This is a genomic window from Curtobacterium sp. AB451 (genome assembly GCF_050585845.1).
Classification (GTDB): domain Bacteria; phylum Actinomycetota; class Actinomycetes; order Actinomycetales; family Microbacteriaceae; genus Curtobacterium.
This window is the reverse complement of sequence record NZ_JBOBQG010000009.1, coordinates 20,105-43,820: the sequence shown is the minus strand read 5'-3', so window position 1 is coordinate 43,820 and position 23,716 is coordinate 20,105. Positions and strand designations below refer to the sequence as shown.

At 70.4% G+C, this 23,716-nt stretch carries 27 protein-coding genes; 23 read left to right on the top strand and 4 right to left on the bottom strand.

What is annotated here, in order from left to right:
* Positions 1-48: 48 nt before the first annotated feature.
* The 6 genes from hisD to ACQXVK_RS16235 are packed head-to-tail and all read left to right on the top strand — an operon-like array spanning position 49 to position 7,005.
* On the top strand, positions 49-1,404 hold the full coding sequence (gene hisD, locus ACQXVK_RS16260; RefSeq protein WP_430854270.1) for a histidinol dehydrogenase: 1,356 nt from the start codon (positions 49-51) through the stop codon (positions 1,402-1,404).
* Between the two features lie 2 nt (positions 1,405-1,406).
* Positions 1,407-2,741, top strand: coding sequence for an ABC transporter substrate-binding protein (locus tag ACQXVK_RS16255; protein WP_430854269.1), 1,335 nt, complete (start codon positions 1,407-1,409; stop codon positions 2,739-2,741).
* 1 nt (position 2,742) lies between these two features.
* Complete coding sequence (locus ACQXVK_RS16250) at positions 2,743-3,699, top strand: carbohydrate ABC transporter permease (protein WP_430854268.1); 957 nt, start codon at positions 2,743-2,745, stop codon at positions 3,697-3,699.
* Positions 3,696-4,520, top strand: a complete 825-nt coding sequence (locus ACQXVK_RS16245; RefSeq protein WP_430854267.1) for a carbohydrate ABC transporter permease — start codon at positions 3,696-3,698, stop codon at positions 4,518-4,520. The genes ACQXVK_RS16250 and ACQXVK_RS16245 overlap by 4 nt, the downstream gene beginning before the upstream one ends.
* Positions 4,517-5,353: a nitrilase-related carbon-nitrogen hydrolase gene (locus ACQXVK_RS16240; protein WP_430854266.1), complete on the top strand. Its 837-nt coding sequence runs from the start codon at positions 4,517-4,519 to the stop codon at positions 5,351-5,353. The genes ACQXVK_RS16245 and ACQXVK_RS16240 overlap by 4 nt, the downstream gene beginning before the upstream one ends.
* The gene (locus tag ACQXVK_RS16235; RefSeq protein ID WP_430854265.1) at positions 5,350-7,005 is read left to right on the top strand and encodes a glycoside hydrolase family 13 protein; all 1,656 of its coding nucleotides are present in this window, start codon (positions 5,350-5,352) and stop codon (positions 7,003-7,005) included. The genes ACQXVK_RS16240 and ACQXVK_RS16235 overlap by 4 nt, the downstream gene beginning before the upstream one ends.
* 138 nt (positions 7,006-7,143) lie before the next feature.
* Here the strand turns inward: ACQXVK_RS16235 and ACQXVK_RS16230 are convergent, their stop codons facing one another.
* The 3 genes from ACQXVK_RS16230 to ACQXVK_RS16220 form a co-directional block, all read right to left on the bottom strand.
* Positions 7,144-7,605 (bottom strand): hypothetical protein, encoded by a 462-nt coding sequence (locus ACQXVK_RS16230; protein WP_430854264.1) that lies wholly within the window; start codon positions 7,603-7,605, stop codon positions 7,144-7,146.
* A gap of 5 nt (positions 7,606-7,610) precedes the next feature.
* A complete protein-coding gene (locus ACQXVK_RS16225; protein WP_430854263.1) occupies positions 7,611-7,799 on the bottom strand; it encodes a hypothetical protein in 189 nt (62 codons plus the stop codon).
* Positions 7,800-8,046: 247 nt separating this feature from the next.
* Complete coding sequence (locus ACQXVK_RS16220) at positions 8,047-8,826, bottom strand: alpha/beta fold hydrolase (protein WP_430854262.1); 780 nt, start codon at positions 8,824-8,826, stop codon at positions 8,047-8,049.
* A 546-nt stretch (positions 8,827-9,372) separates the two neighbouring features.
* Here ACQXVK_RS16220 and ACQXVK_RS16215 point away from each other — a divergent pair.
* The 17 genes from ACQXVK_RS16215 (at position 9,373) to ACQXVK_RS16135 (ending at position 22,992) form a co-directional block, all read left to right on the top strand.
* Positions 9,373-9,825 (top strand): Asp23/Gls24 family envelope stress response protein, encoded by a 453-nt coding sequence (locus tag ACQXVK_RS16215; RefSeq protein WP_430854261.1) that lies wholly within the window; start codon positions 9,373-9,375, stop codon positions 9,823-9,825.
* The gene (locus ACQXVK_RS16210; RefSeq protein ID WP_022907639.1) at positions 9,818-10,009 is read left to right on the top strand and encodes a DUF2273 domain-containing protein; all 192 of its coding nucleotides are present in this window, start codon (positions 9,818-9,820) and stop codon (positions 10,007-10,009) included. Before ACQXVK_RS16215 ends, ACQXVK_RS16210 begins: the two co-directional genes overlap by 8 nt.
* Positions 10,006-10,320: a hypothetical protein gene (locus ACQXVK_RS16205; RefSeq protein ID WP_416393568.1), complete on the top strand. Its 315-nt coding sequence runs from the start codon at positions 10,006-10,008 to the stop codon at positions 10,318-10,320. Before ACQXVK_RS16210 ends, ACQXVK_RS16205 begins: the two co-directional genes overlap by 4 nt.
* Before the next feature lie 12 nt (positions 10,321-10,332).
* Positions 10,333-10,908 (top strand): hypothetical protein, encoded by a 576-nt coding sequence (locus ACQXVK_RS16200; protein ID WP_430854260.1) that lies wholly within the window; start codon positions 10,333-10,335, stop codon positions 10,906-10,908.
* Positions 10,905-11,468 carry a hypothetical protein gene (locus ACQXVK_RS16195; protein ID WP_430854259.1) on the top strand — a complete coding sequence of 188 codons (564 nt, stop codon included), beginning with the start codon at positions 10,905-10,907 and terminating at the stop codon, positions 11,466-11,468. The genes ACQXVK_RS16200 and ACQXVK_RS16195 overlap by 4 nt, the downstream gene beginning before the upstream one ends.
* A gap of 114 nt (positions 11,469-11,582) precedes the next feature.
* Positions 11,583-11,753, top strand: a complete 171-nt coding sequence (locus ACQXVK_RS16190; RefSeq protein ID WP_402268624.1) for a CsbD family protein — start codon at positions 11,583-11,585, stop codon at positions 11,751-11,753.
* A 70-nt stretch (positions 11,754-11,823) separates the two neighbouring features.
* Positions 11,824-12,627, top strand: a complete 804-nt coding sequence (locus ACQXVK_RS16185; protein ID WP_430854258.1) for an Asp23/Gls24 family envelope stress response protein — start codon at positions 11,824-11,826, stop codon at positions 12,625-12,627.
* A 701-nt stretch (positions 12,628-13,328) separates the two neighbouring features.
* Positions 13,329-14,180 carry a family 43 glycosylhydrolase gene (locus tag ACQXVK_RS16180; protein ID WP_430854257.1) on the top strand — a complete coding sequence of 284 codons (852 nt, stop codon included), beginning with the start codon at positions 13,329-13,331 and terminating at the stop codon, positions 14,178-14,180.
* A 45-nt stretch (positions 14,181-14,225) separates the two neighbouring features.
* Positions 14,226-15,497 carry an ABC transporter substrate-binding protein gene (locus ACQXVK_RS16175; protein WP_416393578.1) on the top strand — a complete coding sequence of 424 codons (1,272 nt, stop codon included), beginning with the start codon at positions 14,226-14,228 and terminating at the stop codon, positions 15,495-15,497.
* A 61-nt stretch (positions 15,498-15,558) separates the two neighbouring features.
* Entirely contained in the window at positions 15,559-16,515 is a 957-nt protein-coding gene (locus tag ACQXVK_RS16170; protein ID WP_416393580.1) for a carbohydrate ABC transporter permease, read from the top strand.
* On the top strand, positions 16,512-17,330 hold the full coding sequence (locus ACQXVK_RS16165) for a carbohydrate ABC transporter permease (RefSeq protein WP_402268638.1): 819 nt from the start codon (positions 16,512-16,514) through the stop codon (positions 17,328-17,330). The genes ACQXVK_RS16170 and ACQXVK_RS16165 overlap by 4 nt, the downstream gene beginning before the upstream one ends.
* Entirely contained in the window at positions 17,327-18,292 is a 966-nt protein-coding gene (locus ACQXVK_RS16160) for a hypothetical protein (RefSeq protein WP_402268641.1), read from the top strand. Before ACQXVK_RS16165 ends, ACQXVK_RS16160 begins: the two co-directional genes overlap by 4 nt.
* A 26-nt stretch (positions 18,293-18,318) precedes the next feature.
* The gene (locus ACQXVK_RS16155; protein ID WP_430854256.1) at positions 18,319-19,251 is read left to right on the top strand and encodes a glycoside hydrolase family 43 protein; all 933 of its coding nucleotides are present in this window, start codon (positions 18,319-18,321) and stop codon (positions 19,249-19,251) included.
* A gap of 59 nt (positions 19,252-19,310) precedes the next feature.
* A complete protein-coding gene (locus ACQXVK_RS16150) occupies positions 19,311-20,333 on the top strand; it encodes a LacI family DNA-binding transcriptional regulator (protein WP_402268647.1) in 1,023 nt (340 codons plus the stop codon).
* Between the two features lie 78 nt (positions 20,334-20,411).
* The gene (locus tag ACQXVK_RS16145) at positions 20,412-21,419 is read left to right on the top strand and encodes a TerC family protein (protein WP_022907645.1); all 1,008 of its coding nucleotides are present in this window, start codon (positions 20,412-20,414) and stop codon (positions 21,417-21,419) included.
* 192 nt (positions 21,420-21,611) lie between these two features.
* Positions 21,612-22,613 carry an aldo/keto reductase gene (locus tag ACQXVK_RS16140; RefSeq protein WP_022907646.1) on the top strand — a complete coding sequence of 334 codons (1,002 nt, stop codon included), beginning with the start codon at positions 21,612-21,614 and terminating at the stop codon, positions 22,611-22,613.
* 19 nt (positions 22,614-22,632) lie between these two features.
* On the top strand, positions 22,633-22,992 hold the full coding sequence (locus ACQXVK_RS16135; RefSeq protein ID WP_430854255.1) for a UBP-type zinc finger domain-containing protein: 360 nt from the start codon (positions 22,633-22,635) through the stop codon (positions 22,990-22,992).
* A 98-nt stretch (positions 22,993-23,090) separates the two neighbouring features.
* On the opposite strand, the gene msrA is transcribed toward ACQXVK_RS16135, so the two are convergent.
* Entirely contained in the window at positions 23,091-23,612 is a 522-nt protein-coding gene (gene msrA / locus ACQXVK_RS16130) for a peptide-methionine (S)-S-oxide reductase MsrA (RefSeq protein ID WP_430854254.1), read from the bottom strand.
* Between the last annotated feature and the right edge of the window lie 104 nt (positions 23,613-23,716).

The following is a 23,716-nucleotide window of genomic DNA, read 5'->3' as shown; positions in this document are numbered from 1 at the left end:
GAATGTTCACCCTTGTCCTTGATCGCACGTGTCGCCAGGCTCGTCCCCATGAAGCTCAGCCCTCGATTCGCAGCCGAGAACGCCCACCGGTACTCCTTCGTCAAGGCCCCGGACGTCGACGCACCCGAAGCGCAGCGTGACCCCGCCGTCGCCGAGCGCGTCGCCGAGATGCTCGAGGAGATCGCGCGCGACGGCATCGACGCGGTCCGCCGGCACGCTCGCGAGCTCGACGGAGCGGACGTCATCGAGCTCACGGCCGACGAGCTGGCCGCGACCGGCGGGCGCCTCACCCCCGAGCTGCGCGCAGCGATCGAGCTCGGTGCCGCACGCACCCAGCAGTTCGCCCGGCTGCAGCGCGAGCACCTCACCGACTTCGAGGCCGAACTCGTTCCCGGACTCACCGTCGGGCAGCGCTACGTCCCCGTCGGCAGTGTCGGCGCGTACCTGCCGGCAGGGCGCTTCCCGCTGACGGCCAGCGCGTTCATGAGCGTCGGTGTCGCCAAGGCCGCCGGGGTCCCCACGGTGATCGCCTGCACACCGCCGCAGCCGGACGGCGGGGTCAACGCCGCGGTCGCCTACGCCGCGCACGTCTCCGGCGTCGACCGGCTGTTCGTCGTCGGCGGTGTCCAGGCGCTCGCGGCCATGGCCTACGGCCTGCTCGGTGAGGCGCCGGTCGACATGATCGTCGGCGCGGGCAACGCCTTCGTCGCCGAGGCGAAGCGTCAGCTGTTCGGCGCCGTCGCGATCGACCTGCTCGCCGGCCCGTCGGAGGTCGCGGTCATCGCCGACGAGACGGCCGACCCGGAGCTCGTCGCTGCGGACCTGCTCGGCCAGGCCGAGCACGGCCCGAACTCGCCCGCCGCCCTCGTCACCACCTCGCACGCGCTCGGCGAAGCCGTCGTCGCCGAGGTCGAGCGTCAGCTTCCGACCCTGTCCACGAACGCCATCTGCGGTCCGGCCTGGCACGACTTCGGCTCCGTGATCGTGGTCGACGACCGCGAGGCCGCCGTGGCCGTGATGGACGAGCTCGCCCCGGAGCACCTCGAGGTCCAGACAGCCGACGACGGCTGGTACCACGACCACCTCACCAACTACGGATCGCTGTTCATCGGTCCGTGGAGCACCGTCGCGTACTCCGACAAGGGCATGGCCGGCACGAACCACACCCTGCCAACCGCCGGCGGCGCGAAGCACAGTGCCGGCCTCTCCGTCTCGCGTTTCCTGAAGCCCCTGACCTACCAGCACGTCGCCCGCGAGGCCACCCCCGCACTCGCGGACGCGGTCGACGTCATCTCGACCAGCGAGGGGATGAGCGCTCACCGCGCGACCGCGACCCTCCGCACCGACCGACTCCACGGCGCCTCCACCTCCATCCCCGAACCCGAACTCACGACCCGGAAGTGATCATGACCGCATCAGCACGTCGACGAGGACTCCTCCTCGCGCTCCCCGTCATCGGACTCGTCGCCGCCCTCGCCGGGTGCTCAGCCCCCGGCGCCGGTGGTGCCGCCAAGGGCGCCGACCAGCCCGACATCACCGCGAAGGTGACCGCCGCCGACGTGAAGAAGGGCGGTGACACAACGCTCACGATGTGGGCGGACGTCGCAGAGAAACCCCTCATGCAGAAGCTCGTGCCCGCGTACGAGGAGGCGTACCCGAACGTCGACGTGAAGATCACGTACAAGAGCTTCGACGACCTCACGGCAACGGTCGTCAACGCCGCGAACTCGTCGAACGCCCCGGACCTCTTCCAGGGCAACATCGGCTACGCCGTCGACGGCGCCCTCGTGAAGGGCGACCTGATCCGGCCGATCGACGACGTCGCGAAGGTCTACGGGTGGACATCCGGCACGGGCGCGTCGACACTCGGGCCGGCCCGCTGGAACAAGGACGGCACCGCGTTCGGCTCCGGCACGCTGTACGGGATGTCCCCGATCAGCGAGGTGCAGGGCATCTACTACGACAAGCAGAAGGTGGAGACGCTCGGCCTGCAGGTGCCGACGTCGATCGAGGAACTCGAAGCGGACCTGGCGAAGGCGAAGTCCGCGGGCGAACAGCCGCTCGCGCTCGGCAACTCGGACCAGTACGCGGCGACGCACATCTTCTCCGACATCGCCGTGACGAAGCAGGACCCCAAGGACATCGCCGCCTGGATCGGTGGTGAGCAGGGCAGCACCTTCGAGACCACCGGCAACGAGCAGGCTGCGCAGACCATGCGCGACTGGGCCGAGAAGGGCTACTTCGGCACCGGGTACGACGGCCTGAGCAACGAGGACGCCATCGCACGCTTCGCGAAGGGCACCGGAGTGTTCTTCGTCGGCGGGTCGTGGAACGGCGCGTCGCTCGACTCGAAGCAGTTCGGCCTCGCACCGCTCACCTCGGGCGGCGTCGGCGCGACCGCGTCGCCGTGGCACATCAGCACGAAGTCGGAGCACCAGGACGCGGCGATCGCGTTCCTCGCCATGCTGCACACCCCGCAGACCGGCCAGTGGATCCTCGACACCGGTCGCCTGCCGGTGGTCACCGACGGCGTCACGTCGAAGGACCCGCTGCAGCAGCAGACGCTCACCGCACTCAAGGAGACGATCGCGGCGGGCACACAGGTCGGCTACTACGACTGGAGCACGACCGACATGCTGACGAAGATGGGCGGCGCGCTGCAGGAGGTGATGGCCGGGAAGACCACGCCGAAGGCCTTCACCGAGACGGTCCAGCAGACCTGGGCGAAGGCGCACGGCTGACATGGCTGCCGCAGTCGTCGAACGGAGGGCCGTCCGGGCCGCGCCACGAGAGCGCCGCCGGTCGGCCACCCGTCCCAGCTGGTCCTCGCTGCTCTACGTCGCCCCCGCACTCGCGTTCTTCGCCGTGTTCGTCGTCGTGCCCATCGTGCAGTCGGTCCGCATCTCCTTCTACGACTGGGACGGCATCAGCGTGGCCACCCCGGCGGGCCTGTCGAACTACGCGGCGGTGTTCAGCGACCCCGATCTCCGTGAGGCGCTCGGCCACTCGTTGGTCCTCCTGGTGTTCTACGCCGCGCTGCCGGTCCTGATCGGTCTGCTCCTCGCCGGCGCGATGTCCCGGATCCGGATCCACGGGCTCACCACGCTCCGGGCCGTGCTGTTCCTGCCGCAGGTGCTGTCGAGCGTCGTGGTCGCCGTCGCTTGGCGGGGCATCCTCGCCGACGACGGACCCGTGAACGGCGCACTGCGCGCGGTCGGTCTCGGCGGTCTCACGCACACCTGGCTCGGCGACTTCGGGACGGCCCTGCCGTCGATCGGCCTGATCGGGACGTGGGTGGAGTACGGACTCTGCATGGTGCTCTTCCTGGCCGGCATCGCGACGATCGACCGGTCCCTCTACGAGGCGGCCCGACTCGACGGCGCGGGAGCGTTCCGCGAGTTCACCGCGATCACCCTGCCCGCGCTCCGACCGCAGATCTCCATCGCCCTCATCCTCACCATCACGTTCGCCCTCCGGAACTTCGACCTCATCTGGAACACGACGCGGGGCGGACCCGGCACCTCGACGACCGTCCCGAGCGTGTTCGTGTACCAGGACGCGTTCCAGGACCGGGCGCTCGGGCAGGCATCGGCGCTGGCCGTCGTGCTGACCGTCCTCATCCTGGTCGTCGTCGGGATCGTGCAGCTCGCGCTGCGCGAGCGTCCGGATCGTCGCTCCGGCAAGGGGGTTCGCGCATGAGGGTCGCCCGTTCGGAGAGCGCACTGACGCACGCCGTCCTCATCGTCGCGGCGCTCGTGGCCGCCTTCCCACTGGCATCCGTCATCGTCACCTCCCTGGGCGGGAGCGGCAGCTCTGGAGGCTCGGGTGGCGCCGGCAGCGCCGGCTTCGGCAACTACGTCGAGGCCTGGACACAGGGCGGGTTCGGTTCCGCGCTGCTGTCCAGCGCGCTGGTGGCGATCACGGTCGTGGTGGTCACCGCCGCCGTCGCCTGCCTCGCCGGGTACGCGCTCGCCCACATGCGGGTACCAGGAGGCCGGATCATCCTCGGGCTCCTCCTGATCGGCCTCGTGCTGCCCTACGAGGTCACCGTGCTGCCGCTCTACCAGATGCTCGCCGGGTGGGGCCTCGTCGACACCTACGGTGCCCTGATCCTGCCGCAGGTCGGACTGTCGGTCCCGCTCGGCGTCTTCTGGATGCGGTCGTTCTTCGTATCCGTCCCGACCGAGCTCCTCGAGGCGGCGCGCATCGACGGGGCGACCAGGTTCCGCATCCTGCGCAGCGTGCTGATGCCGGTCGCGATGCCGGCAGTGGCGACACTCGCGACGATCCTGTTCCTGTTCACCTGGAACGAGTTCCTCCTGGCGCTCGTGCTCGTCCCGCAGAACCAGGCCGTGCAGACGGCGCCACTGTCGCTGTCGTTCTTCTCGGGCGCGCAACACGGCGCCCAGCCAGACGTGACCGCCGCCGCCGCGGTCCTCGTCGCGCTGCCGATCGTCATCGCGTACATCGTGCTGCAACGACGCCTCATCACGGGGCTGACCGAAGGAGCGGTGAAGTGAGCGGCGTGGCGCGGGTGCGGTGCGATCAACTCGCGCCGGTCCTCGGCGACGTCGCCGCCAACGTCGAGACGATCCTCCGGTCCGTCACGCGCGCGCTGGACGACGGTGTCGACGTCCTCGTGCTCCCCGAGCTCGCCACGAGCGGCTACGTCTTCAGCGATCGCGCCGAGGCGGAGCGGGCCGCGATCACCACGGACCACGCACTCTTCGAGCGGCTGACGGAGCAGCTCGGAGCGAGCACGATGATCGTGGTCGTCGGGTTCTGCGAACAGGACGACCGATCCCTCCGGAACAGTGTCGCCGTGGTGGACGCCACAGGCGTCCGGACCGTCTACCGCAAGACGCACCTGTGGGACCGCGAGACGCTCGTGTTCGACCCGGGCGACGACGGGCCGCCGGTGGTCGCCACCGCCCACGGCCGGATCGGCGTCCTCGTCTGCTACGACCTGGAGTTCCCCGAGATGCCGCGGATGCTCGCCCTCGCCGGCGCAGACCTCATCGCCGTGCCGACGAACTGGCCGGTCGGGAGCCATCCCGAGCGGGACCGCGTCGCCGAGGTCATCGCCGCCCAGGCCGCCGCACGTGGCAACGGGGTGTTCATCGCGTGCTGCGACCGAGCCGGGACGGAGCGCGGCCAGGACTGGAACGAAGCCAGCGTCGTCGTCGACCAGTTCGGGTGGGTCGTGGCCGAGGCGCCCGTCCGCGCCGGTGCGACCACCGTGACGGCTGACGTCTTCCCCACCCTCGCCCGCGACAAGTCGACCAGCCCGCACAACGACTGGCTCGGCGACCGTCGACCGGAGATCTACGCACGAGAGGTACCGCAGGCATGACCCACGACGACCATGACTGGTGGCGGACCGCCGTCATCTACCAGGTCTACCCGCGCTCGTTCGCCGACGCAGACGGCGACGGCACGGGCGACCTGCGGGGGATCACCGACCGACTCGACCACATCGCATCGCTCGGAGCCGACGCGATCTGGCTGTCACCCTTCTACCCGTCGCCGCAGGCGGACGGCGGGTACGACGTGGCCGACTACCGCGACGTCGATCCCGTGTACGGCACCCTTGCGGACGTGGACGCCCTGCTCGACCGCGCCCACGACCTCGGACTCCGCGTCGTCGTGGACCTCGTTCCCAACCACTGCTCCGACCAGCACCCGCTGTTCCGCCGGGCGCTCGCCGCGCCTCCTGGCAGCCCGGAACGGGCCCTGTTCCACTTCCGCGACGGACGCGGATCCGGCGGGGACGAGCCGCCGAACGACTGGGAGTCCATGTTCCAGGGACCCGCGTGGACGCGGGTCACCGAGGCGGACGGCAGCCCCGGCCAGTGGTACCTGCACATGTTCGCGCCCGAGCAGCCGGACTGGAACTGGGACGATAAGCGCGTGCACGACGAGTTCGAGACCACGCTGCGGTTCTGGCTGGACCGCGGCGTCGACGGCTTCCGTGTCGACGTCTGCGACGCGATCGTCAAGGCCCCCGGGCTGCCGGACTGGCCGCACGCGACCCACGGCGTCGTCGAACCCGTCGACGGTGTGATGCCGCCGATGTGGGACCAGGAGGGCATCCACGACGTCTTCCGCGCCTGGCGCCGGATCCTCGACGGGTACGACGGCCAGCGCATCCTCTGCGCCGAGGCATGGCTGCCGCCGGAACGCGCCGCACGGATCGTCCGTGCCGACGAGATGCACCAGGCGTTCAACTTCGCCTACCTCGCACTGCCGTGGGACGCGGCTGCGATCCGTGAGACCGTGGACGTCAGCCTCGCCGCGAACGACGCCGTCGGAGCGCCGACCACCTGGGTCCTGTCCAACCACGACGTGATGCGGCACGCGAGCCGGTTCGGGTACGACGGCCCCGTCGAGCTGGAGTCCGGTGTCGGTGCCGACGACCCGCAGCCGGACCGCGCACTCGGCCTCCGCCGCGCCCGCGCCGCGACGATGGTCATGCTCGGGCTGCCCGGCTCCGCCTACCTCTACCAGGGCGAGGAACTCGGGCTGCCCGAGGTCACGACCCTGCCGGACGACGTCCGGCAGGACCCGGTGTGGGAACGCTCCGGGCACACCACCCGCGGTCGCGACGGGTGTCGCGTCCCGCTGCCCTGGACACCGGACGGGCCGTCGTTCGGGTTCGGCGAATCGGGCCACACCTGGCTTCCGCAGCCGGAGGACTTCGGGACGTTCGCCGTCTCCGAGCAGACCGGCGTCGAGCACTCCACCCTCGAGCTGTACCGCGCGGCGCTGACGCTCCGGGCATCGACTGGGGTGGCAGCAGGTCGCCTCGAATGGCTCGAGGACCTCGGTCGTGCAGACTCCGGCGTGCTCGCGTGGTCGAGCGGCGGGCTGACCGTCTTCGCGAACCTCGGCGGAACGCCGACGACGCTGCCAGCAGGGACGATCGTGCTCCGGTCGGTCCCCGATGCGGTGCAGGACGGGCTGCTGGCGCCGGACGCAGCGGTCTGGATCAGCGCGAGCGAATGAACCTTCTCGTCGGGTCGGGCACTGACGTCGGCGACGGTGCATCACGGCCGGTGCTACCCCGAGCACACCGGGCCCTTGGTGCTCGACGAGGCGCAAGCTGGCGACGTGCGTGAACGTGCGTGAGGGAGCTGAGCGCTGCTACGACAGGTCGAGGTAGCGCAGCGCGTACCCGTCGGGCACCGTGCCGCTGTCGCCGAAGTAGTGGAAGAAGATCTCGGTGGCTTCGTCGGCGTCGAACACCTCGGCTGGGTGCACCCGGTGATCGGTTCCTGCGACGTTCACCGTCTCCGTGAGTGGCTCGTCCACGTCGTGCTCGCGTCCGACGACGTAGTGGCGGAGCTCGCCGTTCTCGACGCGCTGGATCTCGATGCTCATGCGCTCGGCGCTGCCGCCGGCTTGGATGTACCGGCTGTTCCAGTCGTGGTCCGAGTAGCCGGGGGCGTCGGGCCAACCGGCCGAGTCCGGGACGTACCAGAGCTGGTAGGCCCAGTCCTCGTGGTTGTCCAGCTGACCGAGGTTGAACCGGATCTGGTCCCGGTACGGGCGGAACGCGTCGGTCAGTCGCATGCTGGACTCGGAGTTGGCGGTCATGACGAACATCAGTGTCAAGGTACTTTCTGCTCGATGACCTCAGTGATCGTGATGATCCTGCCGTTGAGGGTCGCGGTGGCTGGGTTGTTGGGGCTGACCGCGCCATCGAACGCGCGTTGCTCTGCGTTGCGGGACGCGGTGCCGCTCTTGATCTCGATGCCGACGTAGGTGCCGTCCGGTTTCTTCGCCAGGCCGTCGTACACGCGTCCGTTCGAGACGCCGTCGACGAAGCCGTCCTTGGTGCATCTGCGGTGCGCTTTCCGATCAACGAACAGACGTGTGGCAGGGCCCCGAAGGGCACGCGACACCGCACGGCGCACAGCCAGTCACGGCTGTTGATGTACGCGACCGAAACGCTTGCAGCACGAGATCGCAGGTCACCCTCGGGTGTCAACGGTCTTCCGCCGCAGCGTTGGCGACGCGTACGACCGACCCATCACAACTGATCGGCTACCGGTCGATGCGTGCGAGCCAATCACGGACCAGGGCGGCAGTGACCTCCGGTTTCTCGAGGTGCGCGTTGTGCCCAGCTGCGTCGAGGACGACGAAGCTCCCTCTCGGGTAGTGGTCCCGGAGTGCGAGCCCGTCTTCGTAGCCGACGACGTCGTCCTGCCGACCGAACAGATGCAGGGCCGGAGCAGTGAACGGATCCGAGTGGCGCTCCTCCGGGACGGCGTCCAGCGCGTAGTCGGCGGCGATGCGGTCCATCACAGCAGGGTCGGCGCCACGAAGACCAGGCAGCACGTACCGCTCGAACGCTGTGAACGCGGCGGCGTCCTGGATGACGCTGACCTCCTCGAACGCTGCTCGCGCGTCGCCAGCGGCTTCGAGGACGGACGGTTCGGTGTGCAGCACGGTGCGCTCGGGGACGGCGCGGTCGGCGTGTGCTGGCTGCACGACGCCAGCCAGGGTCGCGACACCGAGGACGCGGTCTCGGCGTTCGTGGGCGACGTGTCGGGCGATCATGCCCCCGAAGGAGTTCCCGATGACGGCGAAGGGCTCGTCGCCGAGGTGGTCGTCGATCTCGGCGAGTACCTCGTCGGCCACGTCGACCGCACTCTTCGCGGTTGCGGTCGCCGCGGCGGCTTCGGCCCACGGCAGGTCGAGGAACACCATCCGCCAAGGCAAGTCCTGCACCGCGTCCGCCAGCGGCAGCATGATCCGGTGGTCGACACCGAACCCGTGGATGGCGACGAGCGGACGACCAGAACCGAGAACGCGCGCAATCACCAGGTAAGCCTACGAGCAGCCCGAACCGAGAGCTGATCCGTACCCGGACCGGCGGCCGGGTCACAGCTACGACGACGCAGTCCGGGTGGAAGTCGTGATCAGTACCGGCCGCGGCGACGCGCGACGGCGAGAAGCCCGAGCGCACCAGTGCCGAGGACGACCAGGGCGACTCCGACCCAGACGGAGGCGGGGTCGGTGAAGAGGATGGCGAACCCTCCTGTTGTGACGATGTGCGGGGTGACCGACCGGTCGTCCTCGTTCTCGTGGACCGCTGCCGATCGGCGATCGTCGTGGGCCCCTACTCTCCACGATCGGGGTACGCATCAACTAGTCGCTTTTCGTCACTACCCCGCCGTTGCTCCTCCGTTTTCCGAACCTGCTCCCACGGCGACGCCGCATCGGGGGACAAGATCCGTCCCGCGGGGCCCTTGTCTGGGAACTCGATGAAGGATTCCGTCGGGGCGTGACTTCCGTCTGGGGTGCCCCGTCTCATCCGTGAACAGCAACCGCTGGGAACGCCCGGCGGGACGAACGGAAGGAAACGACATGGCTGACACCACGACCCCCAACACCATCAGCAGCAACCGTTCCGCCGGCACCCACGCCGCGGGCTCGACTCCGTCGGGCAAGACCACGATCGACGACACCGTGGTCGAGAAGGTCGCCGGCATCGCCGCACGCGAGGTCAACGGCGTGCACTCGCTCGGCTCGGGCGCTGCCCGTGCGATCGGCGCGATCCGCGACGCGATCGGCCAGCGTGACTTCGGTCAGGGCGTCAAGGTCGAGGTCGGCGAGAAGCAGGTCGCCGCGGACGTGGTGATCGTCGCCGAGTACCCGGTGTCCCTGCAGCAGGTCGCCGACGGCGTGCGTTCGTCGGTCGCCCGTGCGCTGACCCAGATCGTCGGCATGGAGGTCGCCGAGGTCAACGTGACCGTCCAGGACGTCTTCATCCCGGGCGACGACAACGACGACGACAAGAAGGAGTCGCGCGTTGAGTAACACGCTGACCGGCGCCCTCATCGGGGCCATCCTCGCCGTCGTCGCACTCCAATTCGGTTTCTGGGGCTTCGTCCTGGTGATCGTGTTCGGCGCGATCGGTGCCCTCGTGGCCGCGATCTCGTCCGGCAAGATCGACCGTGGTGCCCTGACCGACGTGCTGACCGGACGTCGGAGCTCCCGGTGACCGGCGGCCCGGACGTGCCGGGCCGCGTGGAGATCTCCGCTCGCGCGCTGAACTCGCTGGCGCGGGCCGTCGCAGCCGAACGGCTCGGCGCGCCCGCCCGGCGGGTCCGCGTGCAGCTCGGTGACCACGCGGGCGCCGTCGCACTGCAGGTCACCGGCCCGATCCGCGCGCAGCAGGACGTCCTCGGCTCGGCCGTCGCCGTCGCCGAACGCGTTCGCGAGCGGGTCGGCGAGCTGTCCGGCCGTCGGGTCGGCAGCGCCCACATCGAACTCACCGGCATCGTGCACGAGCACGACGGCCGGGTCCGGTAAGAGGAGGAAGACATGAGCACGACTTCGCTCGAACGACGCATCCAGCGTCGGAGCATCCACCGGTCACGGTCGGGTGCCGTCGCGGTGGCGCTCGTCGTCCTGGCGCTCGTCGCGGCCTGGATCGGCACCGAGTCGGTCCTCCGGGCAGTCGGTTCCGCGCCGCTGCTCGCGGACCCGCAGACCGTCGTCGACGCGGCCCTGAAGCCCGACGGCGCGTTCGTGGCGATCGCCGAGGCGATCGCGGTCGTGCTCGTCGTCCTGGGCGTCGTGCTCATCGTCCTGGCGCTGAAGCCCGGTCGGCAGCCGCGATCCGCGGTCCTACACGACCGGGGTGCCGTCGTGATCGACACCGCCATCCTCGCCTCGACCGCCGCGAACGCCGCCGCCCTGGCTGCGGGGCTGCCCGAGGACCACGCGAAGGCGTCGGCCCGTGGCCGTTCGTCGGAGGTGCGGCTCGTGCCCCTGTCCGGGATCCCCGTCGACCAGGCCGCGGTCCGGTCGGCGGTCGAGGAGCGGCTCGGCCGCCTCGACACCCGGTTCGGCAAGCGCGTCACGGTCCGCGTGGAGCAGAAGGGAACCCTCGCATGACCAAGAGCAACCGCACCCTGAACAGGATCATCCTGCTCGTCCTCGGGCTGGTCGCCGTGATCATCGGCCTCGCCGTCGGCGCGGGCGTCCTGCCCGCGGTCCGCGATGCCCTCGCACCGTACCTGACGTTCCCGTCGAAGGTCACCGTCCCGGCGGCGTCGCTGTGGATCGTCGCCGGCGCCTGCGTCCTCGTGATCGTCCTGGCGCTGCTGTGGGTGTTCACCCGCGGCCGAGGCGGCACGAGCGTCGCGGTCCGCGAACGCTCCGGCGACGACGAGGTGACGATCAACGTCGCGCTCGTCCGTGACGTCATCGACCACGAGCTCGACGGTGTCCGCGACGTCGTCGGCGCGAAGGTCGACACGTTCCTGGTCAAGCGCCAACGCGCCGCCCGGATCCGCGTCAACGTCCGTCGCGGTGGCGACGCGGTGAGTGTCATCGACGCCGTCGACCACGCCATCGGTGTCCTGGACCGCACCCTCGGCCGGCAGGTGCCGGTCCTGGTCCACCTCACCGGCGGCACCCGCGCCGTCCTCGCGAAGTCGACCCGGGTGCAGTAGACCCGGCCGTCTGCACGACGAGACTGGACCCCGGGAGGCGCACCGCGCCTCCCGGCAGCACCAGCGACCACCAACCAACCGGGCTGACGCCCGAACGAGCGAGAGGAGCCCGTCATGGGTCTCGACGACAAGATCAAGAACGCCGCGCAGGACCTCGCAGGCAAGGCCAAGGAGGCCGTCGGCAAGGCGACCGACGACGACCAGAAGGTCGCCGAGGGTCAGAAGGACCAGGCCGCAGCCAGCGCCAAGAAGGCCGGCGAGGACGTCAAGGACGTCTTCAAGTAACCCGTCTCGGACCCGGACGCCGCCCGCCCACGGTGGGCGGCGTCCGTCGTCCCGGAGCAAGGAGGAAGTCATGCAGCACGACCCGAACGCGAGGACGCAGATCATCGAGGTGCCCCTGCCCGAGGAGCTCACCGAGCCCCTGCCCGCGGACGCCTCGCCCGTCACCATCGCTGCGCGGACGGCCGCCGAGACCGCCCTCGGCGTCCACGGTGTGCACCACCTCGGCAACCTCCTGGCCCGCGCCGCCGACACGGTCCGCGCCCGGTTCGGCCGTTCCGCCGGGACGACCGGGGTGCAGGTCGACGAGACCGACGGCGAGCTCGACGTCGTCGTCTCGATCGTCGTGGAGTACCCCGAGCCCGTGGTCCAGGTCGCCGACGAGGTCCGCCGACAGGTGCGTGAGGCGGTTGCGCAGCTGAACTTCGACGTCGTCTCGGTCGACGTGCGCGTGCTCGACGTCCACGGACCCTTCGACGACGAGCCCAGCGCCCTCGACAGGGCGGTCGAGTCCGGGAAGGACGCGGTGGACCGGGTCCGCACCGCGGCTTCCGAGGCCGCTGCTCACGTCGAGGAGAGCGCGGCCGACGCCGCCGAACGGGCTCGCGATGCCGCGTCCCGCGCGGTCGACCGTGCCGGTGACGCCACGGACGCCGCGCGCGAGGCCGTGGCCGACGCCACGGATCGAGTCCGCGACGGCGCCGCCGAGGCCGCAGACCGTGCCCGGGACGGTGCCGATCGTGCTCGTGGAGCCGCTTCCGCCGCGGGCGATGACGCGACCGAGGCCGCGGGTGCTGCGCTGGACGCCGCTGTGGACGAGCGTGCCGCAGAAGCGCTCCGGGAGGATGCCGAGTCCCACGGCGAGGCCCGGAACTGACCTCGTCCCGCGGGGCGGTCCACGTCGGCACACCGCGGCGGTCGGCCTCCGGTGTGGACGGGTCCGATCCGACAGAAGCGCCCCTGGCTCCCGCCGGGGGCGCTTCTGTGTCCGGGAGAGGGACTCACCGCGTGGGCCGGCGATCGGCGATCGTCGGTCGGCGTGCGGTGGCTCGAGACCCGATGCCTCGGTGGGTCGTTCCGCCACTGCGGTAGGTTCCTGCCGTGCGGAGTGACCACCCCGAGGAGACCGCGCCCATGGCCGGGAGGCACGGCATCCTCCGCCCCGTCCGTCGCGGCACCGGACGGGTCGGCTCCACCGCCCTGAGTGGCCCGTCAGGAGCACTCGCTGCTCGGAGACCGCGAGGTGCCCGCCTGGCACCCCGACCGGTCGCGCCGGACCGGCGCCCACGGCGATCCGGCGCCGCCTCGGGAAGTGGTGCGCGCCTCCTGGCCGTCCGACGGCCGGCCGCGCAGCGATGCCGCGCCGAGCGTGCCGACGCACCCGCGCGGAGCGTGTCCTGACGGGGTGACCACGCGCCTCCGACGGGCCGCAGCCCAGCCCGTCGCGGCCCGATCTCGACGGAGGGTCTTGCGCTCGGAGCACTGGGCGTGCATCATCTGTATCGATACACTTCTGTATCGATACAGATACTCGCAACGCCGAGTTTCTGCGATCACCGTCGATGACGAGGACGCACCGTGGCTCCCTCCCGTTACTTCGCCGACCCGGCCCTCCTGGTGGTCGATGGCGTCTTCCACCTGTACCCGACGACGGACGGCGAGCCGGACTGGGGCGCCGACGCGTTCCGGGTGTTCACCTCCACCGACCTGCTCCGCTGGGACGACCGCGGCGAGGTCCTCCGGCTCGGCACCGACGTCCGGTGGGCGTCGAGCCGGGCGTGGGCGCCCGCGGCCCACGTCGCCGGTGACCGCTACCTGCTGTACTTCTCGGCCGAGGACAACATCGGGGTGGCGTCCGCGCCGACTCCGCTGGGGCCGTTCGAGGACGCCGGTGAGCCGATCGTCCCGGCGGGCCGGTACCCCGGGCGGGCGATCGACCCGTCCGTCTTCGTCGACCACGACGGGACGACCTACCTGCTCTGGGGGAACGGTGCCGCGAACATCGCGCGGCTCGCCGACGACGGGCTGAGCATCGTCGAGGACTCGGTCGTCACGTGGCAGATCCCGTCCTTCCGCGAGGCGGCGCACCTCCACCGGCGCGGCGACCACTACTACCTGAGCTGGTCCGAGAACGACACCAGGGACCCGGACTACCGGGTGCGGTGGGCGTCCGGACCGTCGGCGCACGGCCCGTGGACCGACGGCGGCGTCCTGCTCGAGCAGTCGCCGACGGACGGCGTGTTCGCGACCGGTCACCACACGATCCTCCGTCTGCCCGGTTCCGACGACTGGATCATCGCCTACCACCGCTTCGCCGTCCCGGACGGTGACGGGTTCCACCGGGAGATCGTCATCGACGAACTCCGCCACGCGGACGACCGCTCCCTCGTCCCGGTCACGCCGTCACGCCGAGCGATCGAGCTCGTCTGACGTCCTGCTCCAGCCCCGAACACCACACGAAAGAGAGATGCAGCAATGACGCTCGTCCACCGCACACACCCCCGCCGCCGGGCGCTCCGGCGGAGCATCACGGCGATGCTCGCCGTCGGCGCCGTCACCGCGGCCCTGACCGGCTGCTCCGCCGGGAGCAGCGCCGACTCCGGCTCGAAGACCGTCACCTTCCTGTCGTGGGACAACGCCGCGACGATGAAGCCGGTCGTCGCAGCGTTCGAGAAGGCCAACCCCGGGTACACGGCGAACCTGTCCTACGCGCCCCCGGTCCCGCAGTACATCCAGAAGCTCCAGACCTTGCTCGGCTCGGGCACCGCACCGGACGTCTTCATCATCACTGCGGAGAACAAGACGCAGATCATGAACGGCGGCTTCGCGAAGGACCTCAGCAAGGAGTCCTGGACCGGCAACCTCGCCGACGCGGCGAAGGCCACCTACACGAAGGACGGCAAGCTCTACGGTGCCGCGACGTCGTCGTGGGGCGGCGGCCTGCTCGTGAACAAGCAGCTGCTCGCGAAGGTCGGCGCGACCTCGGCCCCGGCCACGTGGGACGACTTCCTCGCGCTCTGCAAGAAGCTCAAGGCAGCCGGGATCACCCCGTTCTACGAGGGCGGCGACGGCATGCCGGTGTCGCTCGCGGCCCTCGTCGGCGCGGAGAACGCCTCCCTCGGCGGGAAGATGGACGACCAGATCTGGTCCGGGAAGACCACGTTCGAGAAGACGTGGACGCCGAGCGTGAAGGCGTGGAGCGAGCTCTTCGACCAGGGGCTGGAGTCGCGGAGCGTCGCCGGTCTCACCGGTGACCAGGTGACGCAGCAGTTCGAGCAGGGCAAGGTCGCCATGATCGGGACCGGGTCGTGGGCGCTCGGCGGGATCCAGCAGTCCGCGCCGGACCTCGACCTCGAGTACTGGCCGGTGCCGACCCCCGACGGCACGGCGTACTGGGCGGGTGCCGTGGCTCCCGGCTACGCGATCAACGCGAAGGCGAAGGATCCGGTCGCCGCGGAGAAGTTCGTCTCGTTCCTGCAGAGCAAGGAGGGCGTGGAGGTCTTCCAGAAGCAGACGGCCGCGATCACGACGACCGCCGACTTCCAACCGAAGCTCGACGCCTCGCTGGACCAGATGACCTCGGCCGTGCGGAAGGGCGACTTCTACCTGCCCGCCGTCAGCTGGCCAGACCACAGCGACGTGATGTCGACGCAGGCGACCGCACTGCTGCAGCAGCTGATCGCCGGCAAGATCTCGCCGAAGGACGTGACCGAAGGACTCGACCAGAAACTGCAGAGCGTCAAGTAGCCGACCGCGCGGGGTGGCCGACCGGCCGCCCCGCGCACCGGCTCGACTCGGGAAGGTACCCATGGTCAACGTCACAACGCTCGCGCAGCCACGCGAGACCCGCTCGGCCGCCCCGTCGGTCCGTACCGGTCGGTGGTTCCGGCGAGCCCTCACCCGGATGGAGAGCACGTGGTTCGTGCTCCCGATCATCCTCGTCTTCGTCGTGCTGTACGCGGTGCCGATGTGCCAGTCGATCTGGTACAGCTTCACCGACTACAACGGTTACGTCCAGAACCCGAGCTTCGTCGGGCTGAAGAACTACGTCAGCATCTGGAACGACTCGTCGATGGTGCAGGCCCTCGGCTTCACGCTGCTCTACGCGGTGGCGACGACGGTCGTCGTCACGGTGCTGGCGATCCCGCTCGCGCTGGTCCTCAACCGACGGTTCTTCGGCCGCAACTTCGTGCGCTCGGTGTTCTTCTTCCCGGCGGTGCCGAGCGTCGCGATCCTCGGCCTCGTCTGGGGCTTCATCTTCAACCCGCTCGGCTCGGGCGTGATCAACTCGATCATCGGTGCCTTCGGTGCCGCTCCGATCCCGTGGTTGTCCGACGAGACCCTGGCGCAGCTCAGCGTGATCATCGTCGCGGTCTGGGCACAGGTCGGCTGGCACGCCGTGCTGTACCTGGCCTACCTGCAGGCGATGCCCTCGGACCTGTTCGAGGCGGCGAAGATCGACGGAGCCGGTCGTCTGCAGGAGTTCCGCTACCTGACACTCCCGCTGCTGACCCCGGCCGTCTCGGTGAGCTCGCTGCTCCTGCTCACCGGTGGCCTCAAGGTCTACGACCTGCCCTTCACCCTGACGAAGGGCGGGCCGGGGTTCGCGACGCGGACCCTCACCCAGGCGATCATCGAGAACGGGATCGCGCAGTCCGACATCGGTCGGGCGTCGGCGCTCAGCGTCCTGTTCCTGCTCGCCGTCGGCATCATCATCGTGGCGCAGCTCGCTGTCTCGCGCCGTCTGGAGGCACGGTTCTCGTGAAGCAGAGCAGAGGCATCGTCCTCAGCGTCGTGATGATCCCCATCGCGGCCGTCGTGGCACTGCCGTTCTACTACATCCTCGTCAACACCCTGAAGACGCAGCAGCAGACGGCACAGAGCCCGCTCGCACTCCCGAGCTCGTTCGACCTGTCCAACTACGTGACCGTCTTCCAGACCCTGCCGATCGTGCAGTCGTTCGTCAACACGCTCTACGTCACCGTCGCGTCGATCGCTGTGATGCTCCTGATCGGGTCGATGGCGGCCTTCGGGGTCCTGGTCGGCCGCGGTCGCCTCACCACGGTGGTCGGGGTGGTCCTCGTCATCGCGTTCCTCGTCCCTGGGCAGGCCACGCTCATCCCGCTCTACCGGATGCTCGCCGGCGCCGGGCTCGTCGACTCGCTCAACGGGCTCGTCGTGATGTACGCCGCGGGCGCGATCTTCTGTTACTTCCTCATCATCGGGTACATGCGCACCATCCCGACGGAGCTCTTCGAGGCGGCGCGGATCGACGGTGCGGGTGCGTTCCGGGTGTACTGGTCAGTCGTCCTGCCGCTGATCCGTCCGATCCTCGTGACGGTCGGGGTCTTCCAGACCATGTGGGTCTGGAACGACTTCATCACGCCGAACGTCTTCATCAACTCGCCGCAGAAGCAGACGCTCGTCTTGCAGGTGTACTCGGCGGTGGGGCAGTTCACGACGAACTGGCCGGTCTTCATGACGCTGAGCGTGATCGTGCTCATCCCGATGGTCGTCTTCTTCGTCGTCGCCCAGCGGCAGATCGTGAGCGGGCTCGTGGCCGGAGCGACGAAGGGATGAGCGCCGGGATCCTCCGGACACCGCAGTCCGGTGCGACCGACCCGACCCTGGTGCACGACCCGTCGACCGGCCAGTGGTGGATGTTCACGACGCTCCGTCGTCCGCACGACGACGGACCCGGCGTCCGGTGGGTGCACGGGAGCAGCATCGGCATCGCGACGAGCGACGACGACGGCGCGACCTGGTCGGAGCGTGGTGCGGCACACGGGCTGCCCGATGCCGACACCTGCTGGGCGCCCGAGGTGGTCCGCGTCGACGACGGGTGGCGGATGTTCCTCACCGTGGTCGACGGCGTGCCGTCCTCCTGGGACGGTGCGTCCGGGCACGTGGTCGAGTTCCGGAGCGGTGACCTCGAGCGGTGGGAACGTGTGGGCACGGTCGACCTCCGATCCGACCGGGTCATCGACGCCTGCGTGGCGCGGTGCGACGACGGACGGTGGCGGCTGTGGGCCAAGGACGAACACCGGGGCAGCTGCACGGTCGTCGCGAGCAGCGCCGACCTCGTCTCCTGGACGCACGAGGGCGTCGCGGTCCCGGCCACACCGCCGCACGAGGGCCCCGTGGTGTTCCGGCTCGGTCGGTGGTGGTGGATGGTCACCGACGAGTGGCGTGGACTCGCCGTCCACCGCTCGCCCGACGCGCGGCAGTGGACTCGCCAGTCGACCGGCGGAGGACTCGTGCTCGACCGTCCCGGCCGCGCACCGGACGACACCGAGATCGGCCACCACGCCTCGGTCGTCGTCGCGGCGTCGGGTCAGCCGCACGGCGTGCTGGTCTACTTCACCCACCCCGGCGGACCGGGGACGCGGGAGAGCGCGGTCCACTTCGCATCGGTCCGCGTCGAGTCGGACGTCCTCGTGGTCGACCGGGACGACGTGGGCGCACACCCGCTCGCCGGCATGGTCGACCGCGGCGTGCCCCGACCGACGCGCGACGCCGTCGTCGCCGGGAGCGCGGCATGACCGGCCGACGGCACGCCGGATGGCTCATGGCATCGTTCACCGACGACGACGACCACCGCGACGGCAACGAACAGGTGCGCTTCGCGGTGGCGATCGGTGACGAGCCGACCCACTGGCATCCCCTCGCCGGGTGGCGACCGATCCTCGCGAGCACCGTCGGCGAGCACGGTGCCCGCGACCCGTTCCTCGTCCGCGACGGTGCGCGGTTCGTCCTCATCGCGACGGACCTCCGGACCACCGACGCCGCCGACTGGGACCGGGCGGTCCGCCACGGGTCCACCGGTGTCCTCGTCTGGGAGAGCGTCGACCTCGTGGACTGGACCGGACCGGACCTCGTCCCGATCGCCGTCCCGGGCGCCGGCAACGCGTGGGCACCGAAGGCGTACCCGCTCCCGGACGGCTCCTGGCAGGTGTACTTCGCGTCGTCGGTCCACCCGGCCGGCAGCGACCGGACGACGGCGACCCACCAGCGCATGTTCGTCGCCCGCACCCGGGACTTCCGGTCCTTCGAGCCCGCCGAGGTCTACCTCGACCCCGGACACGACGTCATCGACGTCGCGTTCCTGCAGCTGGGCGGGTCGGTGCAGCGGTTCGCTGCGGACGCCCGAACGGATGATCCCGCGCGGGCGGTGCAGTTCGTGCGGCAGGAGTCCGGGAGCGTGCGGGACGATCCCTGCTTCACCGACGTCGTCGACCGGATCGGCGCCGGGGTGCTCCGGCGTGGCGAGGGCCCGGCGGTGTTCGCGGACCCGGTCGGCGACGGCGCGTGGCTCTTCATCGACGAGTTCACCTTCCGCGGGTACCAGCTCTTCCGGTCCCACGACCCCGCCCGAGGCCGCTGGGAGCACGTCCCGGGGACCGTCCTGCCGCCCGGGGTGAAGCACGGTTCCGTCCTGTCGATCGACCAGCACGAGCTCGACCGGCTCGTCGACGCGTTCGGGATCGCCGCGGCCGGCTGACGGGTCGGACGGACACGACCGGGCGCCACGTCGCCACGGTCCCGGTCGACTGCGCCAAGATGGACCCGGACGAGGAGGACGACGTGGTGACCATCCAGGACGTGGCGCGCACGGCCGGGGTGTCCGCGATGACGGTGTCGAACGTCATCAACGACCGTCCGCACGTCCGACCGTCGACCCGGGCGAAGGTGGTCCGGGCGATGGACGACCTCGGGTACCGGGTGAACGTCGCCGCCCGGAACCTGCGTGCCGGTCGGACGTCGACCATCGGACTCGCGGTCGCCGAGATCGACCGTCCGTACTGGGGGCAGCTCGCCGCCCGGATCATCCGTGAGGCGGCCCGGCACAACCTCCAGGTGCTGATCGAGCAGACCGGGGCCCAGCGCTCGGGGGAGATCGACGCCCTGGGGCGCTCACGGAACCGCATGTACGACGGGCTCATCCTCAGCACCGTCGGCCTCGGTCCGGCCGACGCTGACCTGCTCCGGGTCGACCAGCCGGTCGTCATCCTGGGCGAGCGGATCTTCGACGGACCGGTCGACCACGTCGCGATGGCGAACCAGGACGGTGGGCGCATCGCCGTCGAACACCTCATCGAGCGCGGATGCCGACGGATCGCCTTCCTCGACGGTGACGACGGCGACGACGAGATCTCGGTGTCCGCGCTCCGTGCGGTCGGCTACCGACAGGCCCTGCAGGACGCCGGCCTGACCCTCGATCCCCGCCGCCACGTGCGGATAGCGGACTTCACGATGGCGGGCGGACGAGCGGGGGTGGCACAGCTGCTCGCCGCCGAGACCGAGTTCGACGGGGTCTTCTGCATCACGGACACGGTTGCCATCGGTGCGCTGCGCGGCCTCGCGGACGCGGGCGTGGACGTCCCGGGGCAGGTGAAGGTCATCGGCTTCGACGACGTCGAGGAGGCCGACTACACGACGCCGTCCCTCACCAGCATCGACCCGGACCACGACCTGATGGCCCGCACCGCGGTCGACCTGCTGGTGGCGCGCATCGCCGGCGACGACCGCGCCCGCGTCGAGTTCACGAGCCCGGCGCGTCTGGTCGTCCGCGACTCGACCTGACGCCGCCGGAGAACCCCGGTGCTCCCGGCGTGCGAGGCTTGACGGGCTCCCCTCCCGCACAACCAGGAAAGGCCCCGGATGCTCGAGCTCCCGGCCGTGTTCGAAGTCGGCTCCCTGATCGTCATCGTGGCGATCCTGCTCGCCGACCTGCTCGTCGTGGCCCGGCGTCCCCACGTGCCGACGCTCAAGGAGTCCGGCGTGTGGGTGGGCCTCTACGTGGGCCTCGCGCTCCTGTTCGCCGTCGCGATGTTCGTCTTCGCCGGCGGGGAGTCAGCGGGGCAGTTCCTCGCGGGCTGGCTCACCGAGTACAGCCTGAGCATCGACAACCTCTTCGTGTTCGTGATCCTCATGGCCCGGTTCTCCGTGCCGAAGACGATCCAGCAGGAGGTGCTCATGCTCGGCATCATCATCGCGCTGGTCCTGCGCGGCGTCTTCATCCTGCTCGGCGCCCGGCTGATCGAGGACTTCTCGTGGATCTTCTACCTCTTCGGCGCATGGCTGATCTGGACGGCGATCCAGCAGCTCCGCGGCGAGGACGAGGACGACGACAAGGACAGCCTCATCGTGCGGCTGCTCCGGAAGCGCGTGCGCATCACGGACACGTACGACGGCATGAAGTTCCGCGTCGTGCAGGACGGCGCACGGCACTTCACCCCGCTGCTGGTGGTCCTCATCGCGATCGGGACGACCGACCTGCTGTTCGCCCTCGACTCGATCCCGGCGATCTTCGGCATCACCGAGAGCGCGTTCATCGTGTTCACCGCGAACGTCTTCGCCCTGATGGGCCTGCGGCAGCTGTACTTCCTGCTCGGCGGGCTGCTCGAGCGGCTGGTCTACCTCAAGTACGGGATCGCGGCGATCCTCGCGTTCATCGGCGTGAAGCTCGTGCTGCACGCCCTGCACGGCAACGAGCTGCCCTTCATCAACGGCGGCGAGCACGTGGAGTGGGCGCCAGAGATCGGCACGGTGGTGTCGCTGCTCGTGATCGTCGTGGCGATGGGCGTGGCGACCGGCGCCAGCCTGCTGCGGATCCGCCGCGAGGACGACGCGCACGACGAGGTCTCCCGCGACGCCGGAACGGCCTAGCGGTCCCCGACCGCGCGGACGGCGCGCGTCCGGCGGTGGACGCACCACGTGACGGACGGGAGGCGCGGGTCGGGCCCGCACCGTCCCTCCCGTCCGTCACCGGGTCGGGGCCGTCACCGGGTCGCGTCCGCGGTCCGCTAGCGTCGATCCCGGACCCATCACCCCCACCGTCACGAACCGGATCGAGCAACGATGCCTGACGTCCACCGCCCCGCCGACGACCGCTACGAGCGGCTGCCGTACCAGCGCGTGGGGAGGAGCGGGTTGCTGCTGCCCCGGATCTCCCTCGGGCTGTGGAACAACTTCGGCACCGACCGGGCGCTCACGACGCAGCGCGACATCGTGCTGCACGCGTTCGACCGCGGGATCACCCACTTCGACCTGGCGAACAACTACGGCCCGCCGCCCGGAGCCGCCGAGGAGCAGTTCGGTCGCATCCTCGCGTCGGACCTCCGCCCGTTCCGCGACGAGCTCGTGGTGTCCACCAAGGCCGGCTACGACATGTGGCCCGGCCCGTACGGCAACTGGGGCTCCCGGAAGTCCATGCTGGCGTCACTCGACCAGTCCCTCGGACGGCTCGGGCTCGAGTACGTCGACGTCTTCTACTCGCACCGGCCGGACCCCGAGACGCCGATCGAGGAGACCGTCAGCGCCCTCGTGACCGCGGTCCGGTCCGGCAAGGCGCTCTACGCCGGCATCTCGAACCACGACCCGGCGCAGACGGCCGCCGCGGCCGAGGCGCTCGCCGCCGAGAACATCCACCTGCTCATCCACCAGCCGCGCTACAACATGTTCGACCGCGCGCCCGAGGACGGCCTCTTCGACGAGCTGCTCCGTCTGGGGACCGGCGCGATCGTGTTCTCCCCGCTGGCCGGTGGGCTGCTGACGGACCGCTACCTCGACGGCTCGGTGCCGGTCGGGTCGCGTGCGGCCGAGGGCCGGTGGTTCGGCGCAGACCGCATCGACGACGCGTACCTGACGACGGCGCGGGCCCTGAACGAGATCGCCGTGTCGCGCGGGCAGACGCTCGCGCAGCTCGCGATCACGTGGGTGCTCCGGCAGCCGGCGGTCACGTCCGCGCTCGTCGGGGCGTCGAGCGTCCGACAGCTCGACGGGACGCTCGACGCGCTCGAGGGTGCGCCGCTGACGGACGAGGAGCTCGCAGCGATCGAGGCCCTGGTGCCGCGCGGCTGAGCCGGGCAGGATGAGCGACATGACCGACGACAGCGAGATGATCCACCTCCTGGTCGCGCCCAGCGGCGACGGGTGCGTCGAGTGCGACGCCACCGGGTCCTGGTGGGTGCACCTGCGCCGGTGTGCCGCGTGCGGCCACGTCGGGTGCTGCGACGACTCGCTGGACACCCACGCCACCCGGCACTGGGAGGCGACCGGACACGCGGTCATCCAGAGCTACGAGCCCGGTGAGACGTGGGCGTACGACTACCGCGACCGGTCCACGTTCGAGGGCGTCGAGCTCCAGGCGCCGACGAGCCACCCCGTGGACCAGTCGGTCCCCGGGCCGGCGGACCGCCTGCCCGCGGACTGGTTGGAACGGCTCGGCGGGTCGCGCTAGGGCCGTCGACGCGAGCGGGACACACGGAAGGCGCGGTGCCAGCCGGCACCGCGCCTCCTGTCTTGCACGTGGTCACGCGATCAGCGTGACCGCGACGATCAGACCGCTGCGGCCGTCTCGTCGCGGCGCGGGAGCGTCCAGCCCGGGCGCACGAAGTGGCACGTGTACCCGTGCGGGTGCTTCTCGAGGTAGTCCTGGTGCTCCTCCTCGGCCTCCCAGAAGTCACCGGCCGGCTCGACCTCGGTGACGACCTTGCCCGGCCAGATGCCGGAGGCGTCCACGTCGGCGATGGTGTCGAGGGCGACCTGGCGCTGCTCGTCGGACGTGGGGAACACGGCCGAGCGGTAGGCACGGCCGACGTCGTTGCCCTGGCGGTCCTTCGTCGACGGGTCGTGGATCTGGAAGAAGAACTCGAGCAGCTCGCGGTAGGAGATCTGGGCCGGGTCGAAGACGATCTCGACCGCCTCGGCGTGGTCGCCGTGGTTGCGGTAGGTGGCGTTCGGGGTGTCGCCGCCGGAGTAGCCGACGCGCGTGCTGATCACACCGGGACGGCGACGGAGGAGCTGCTGCGCTCCCCAGAAACACCCGCCGGCGAGGATGGCGGTTTCGGTGGTGGTCATGGTGGCCTCCTGGTGTCGGGAGTACCGCTGGCTGCGGCACCGTGTGGTGCAACCGGCGAGGGGTGTGGTCTGTTCCCGCCGTGCACGGAGCGCTGGTCCGCGAC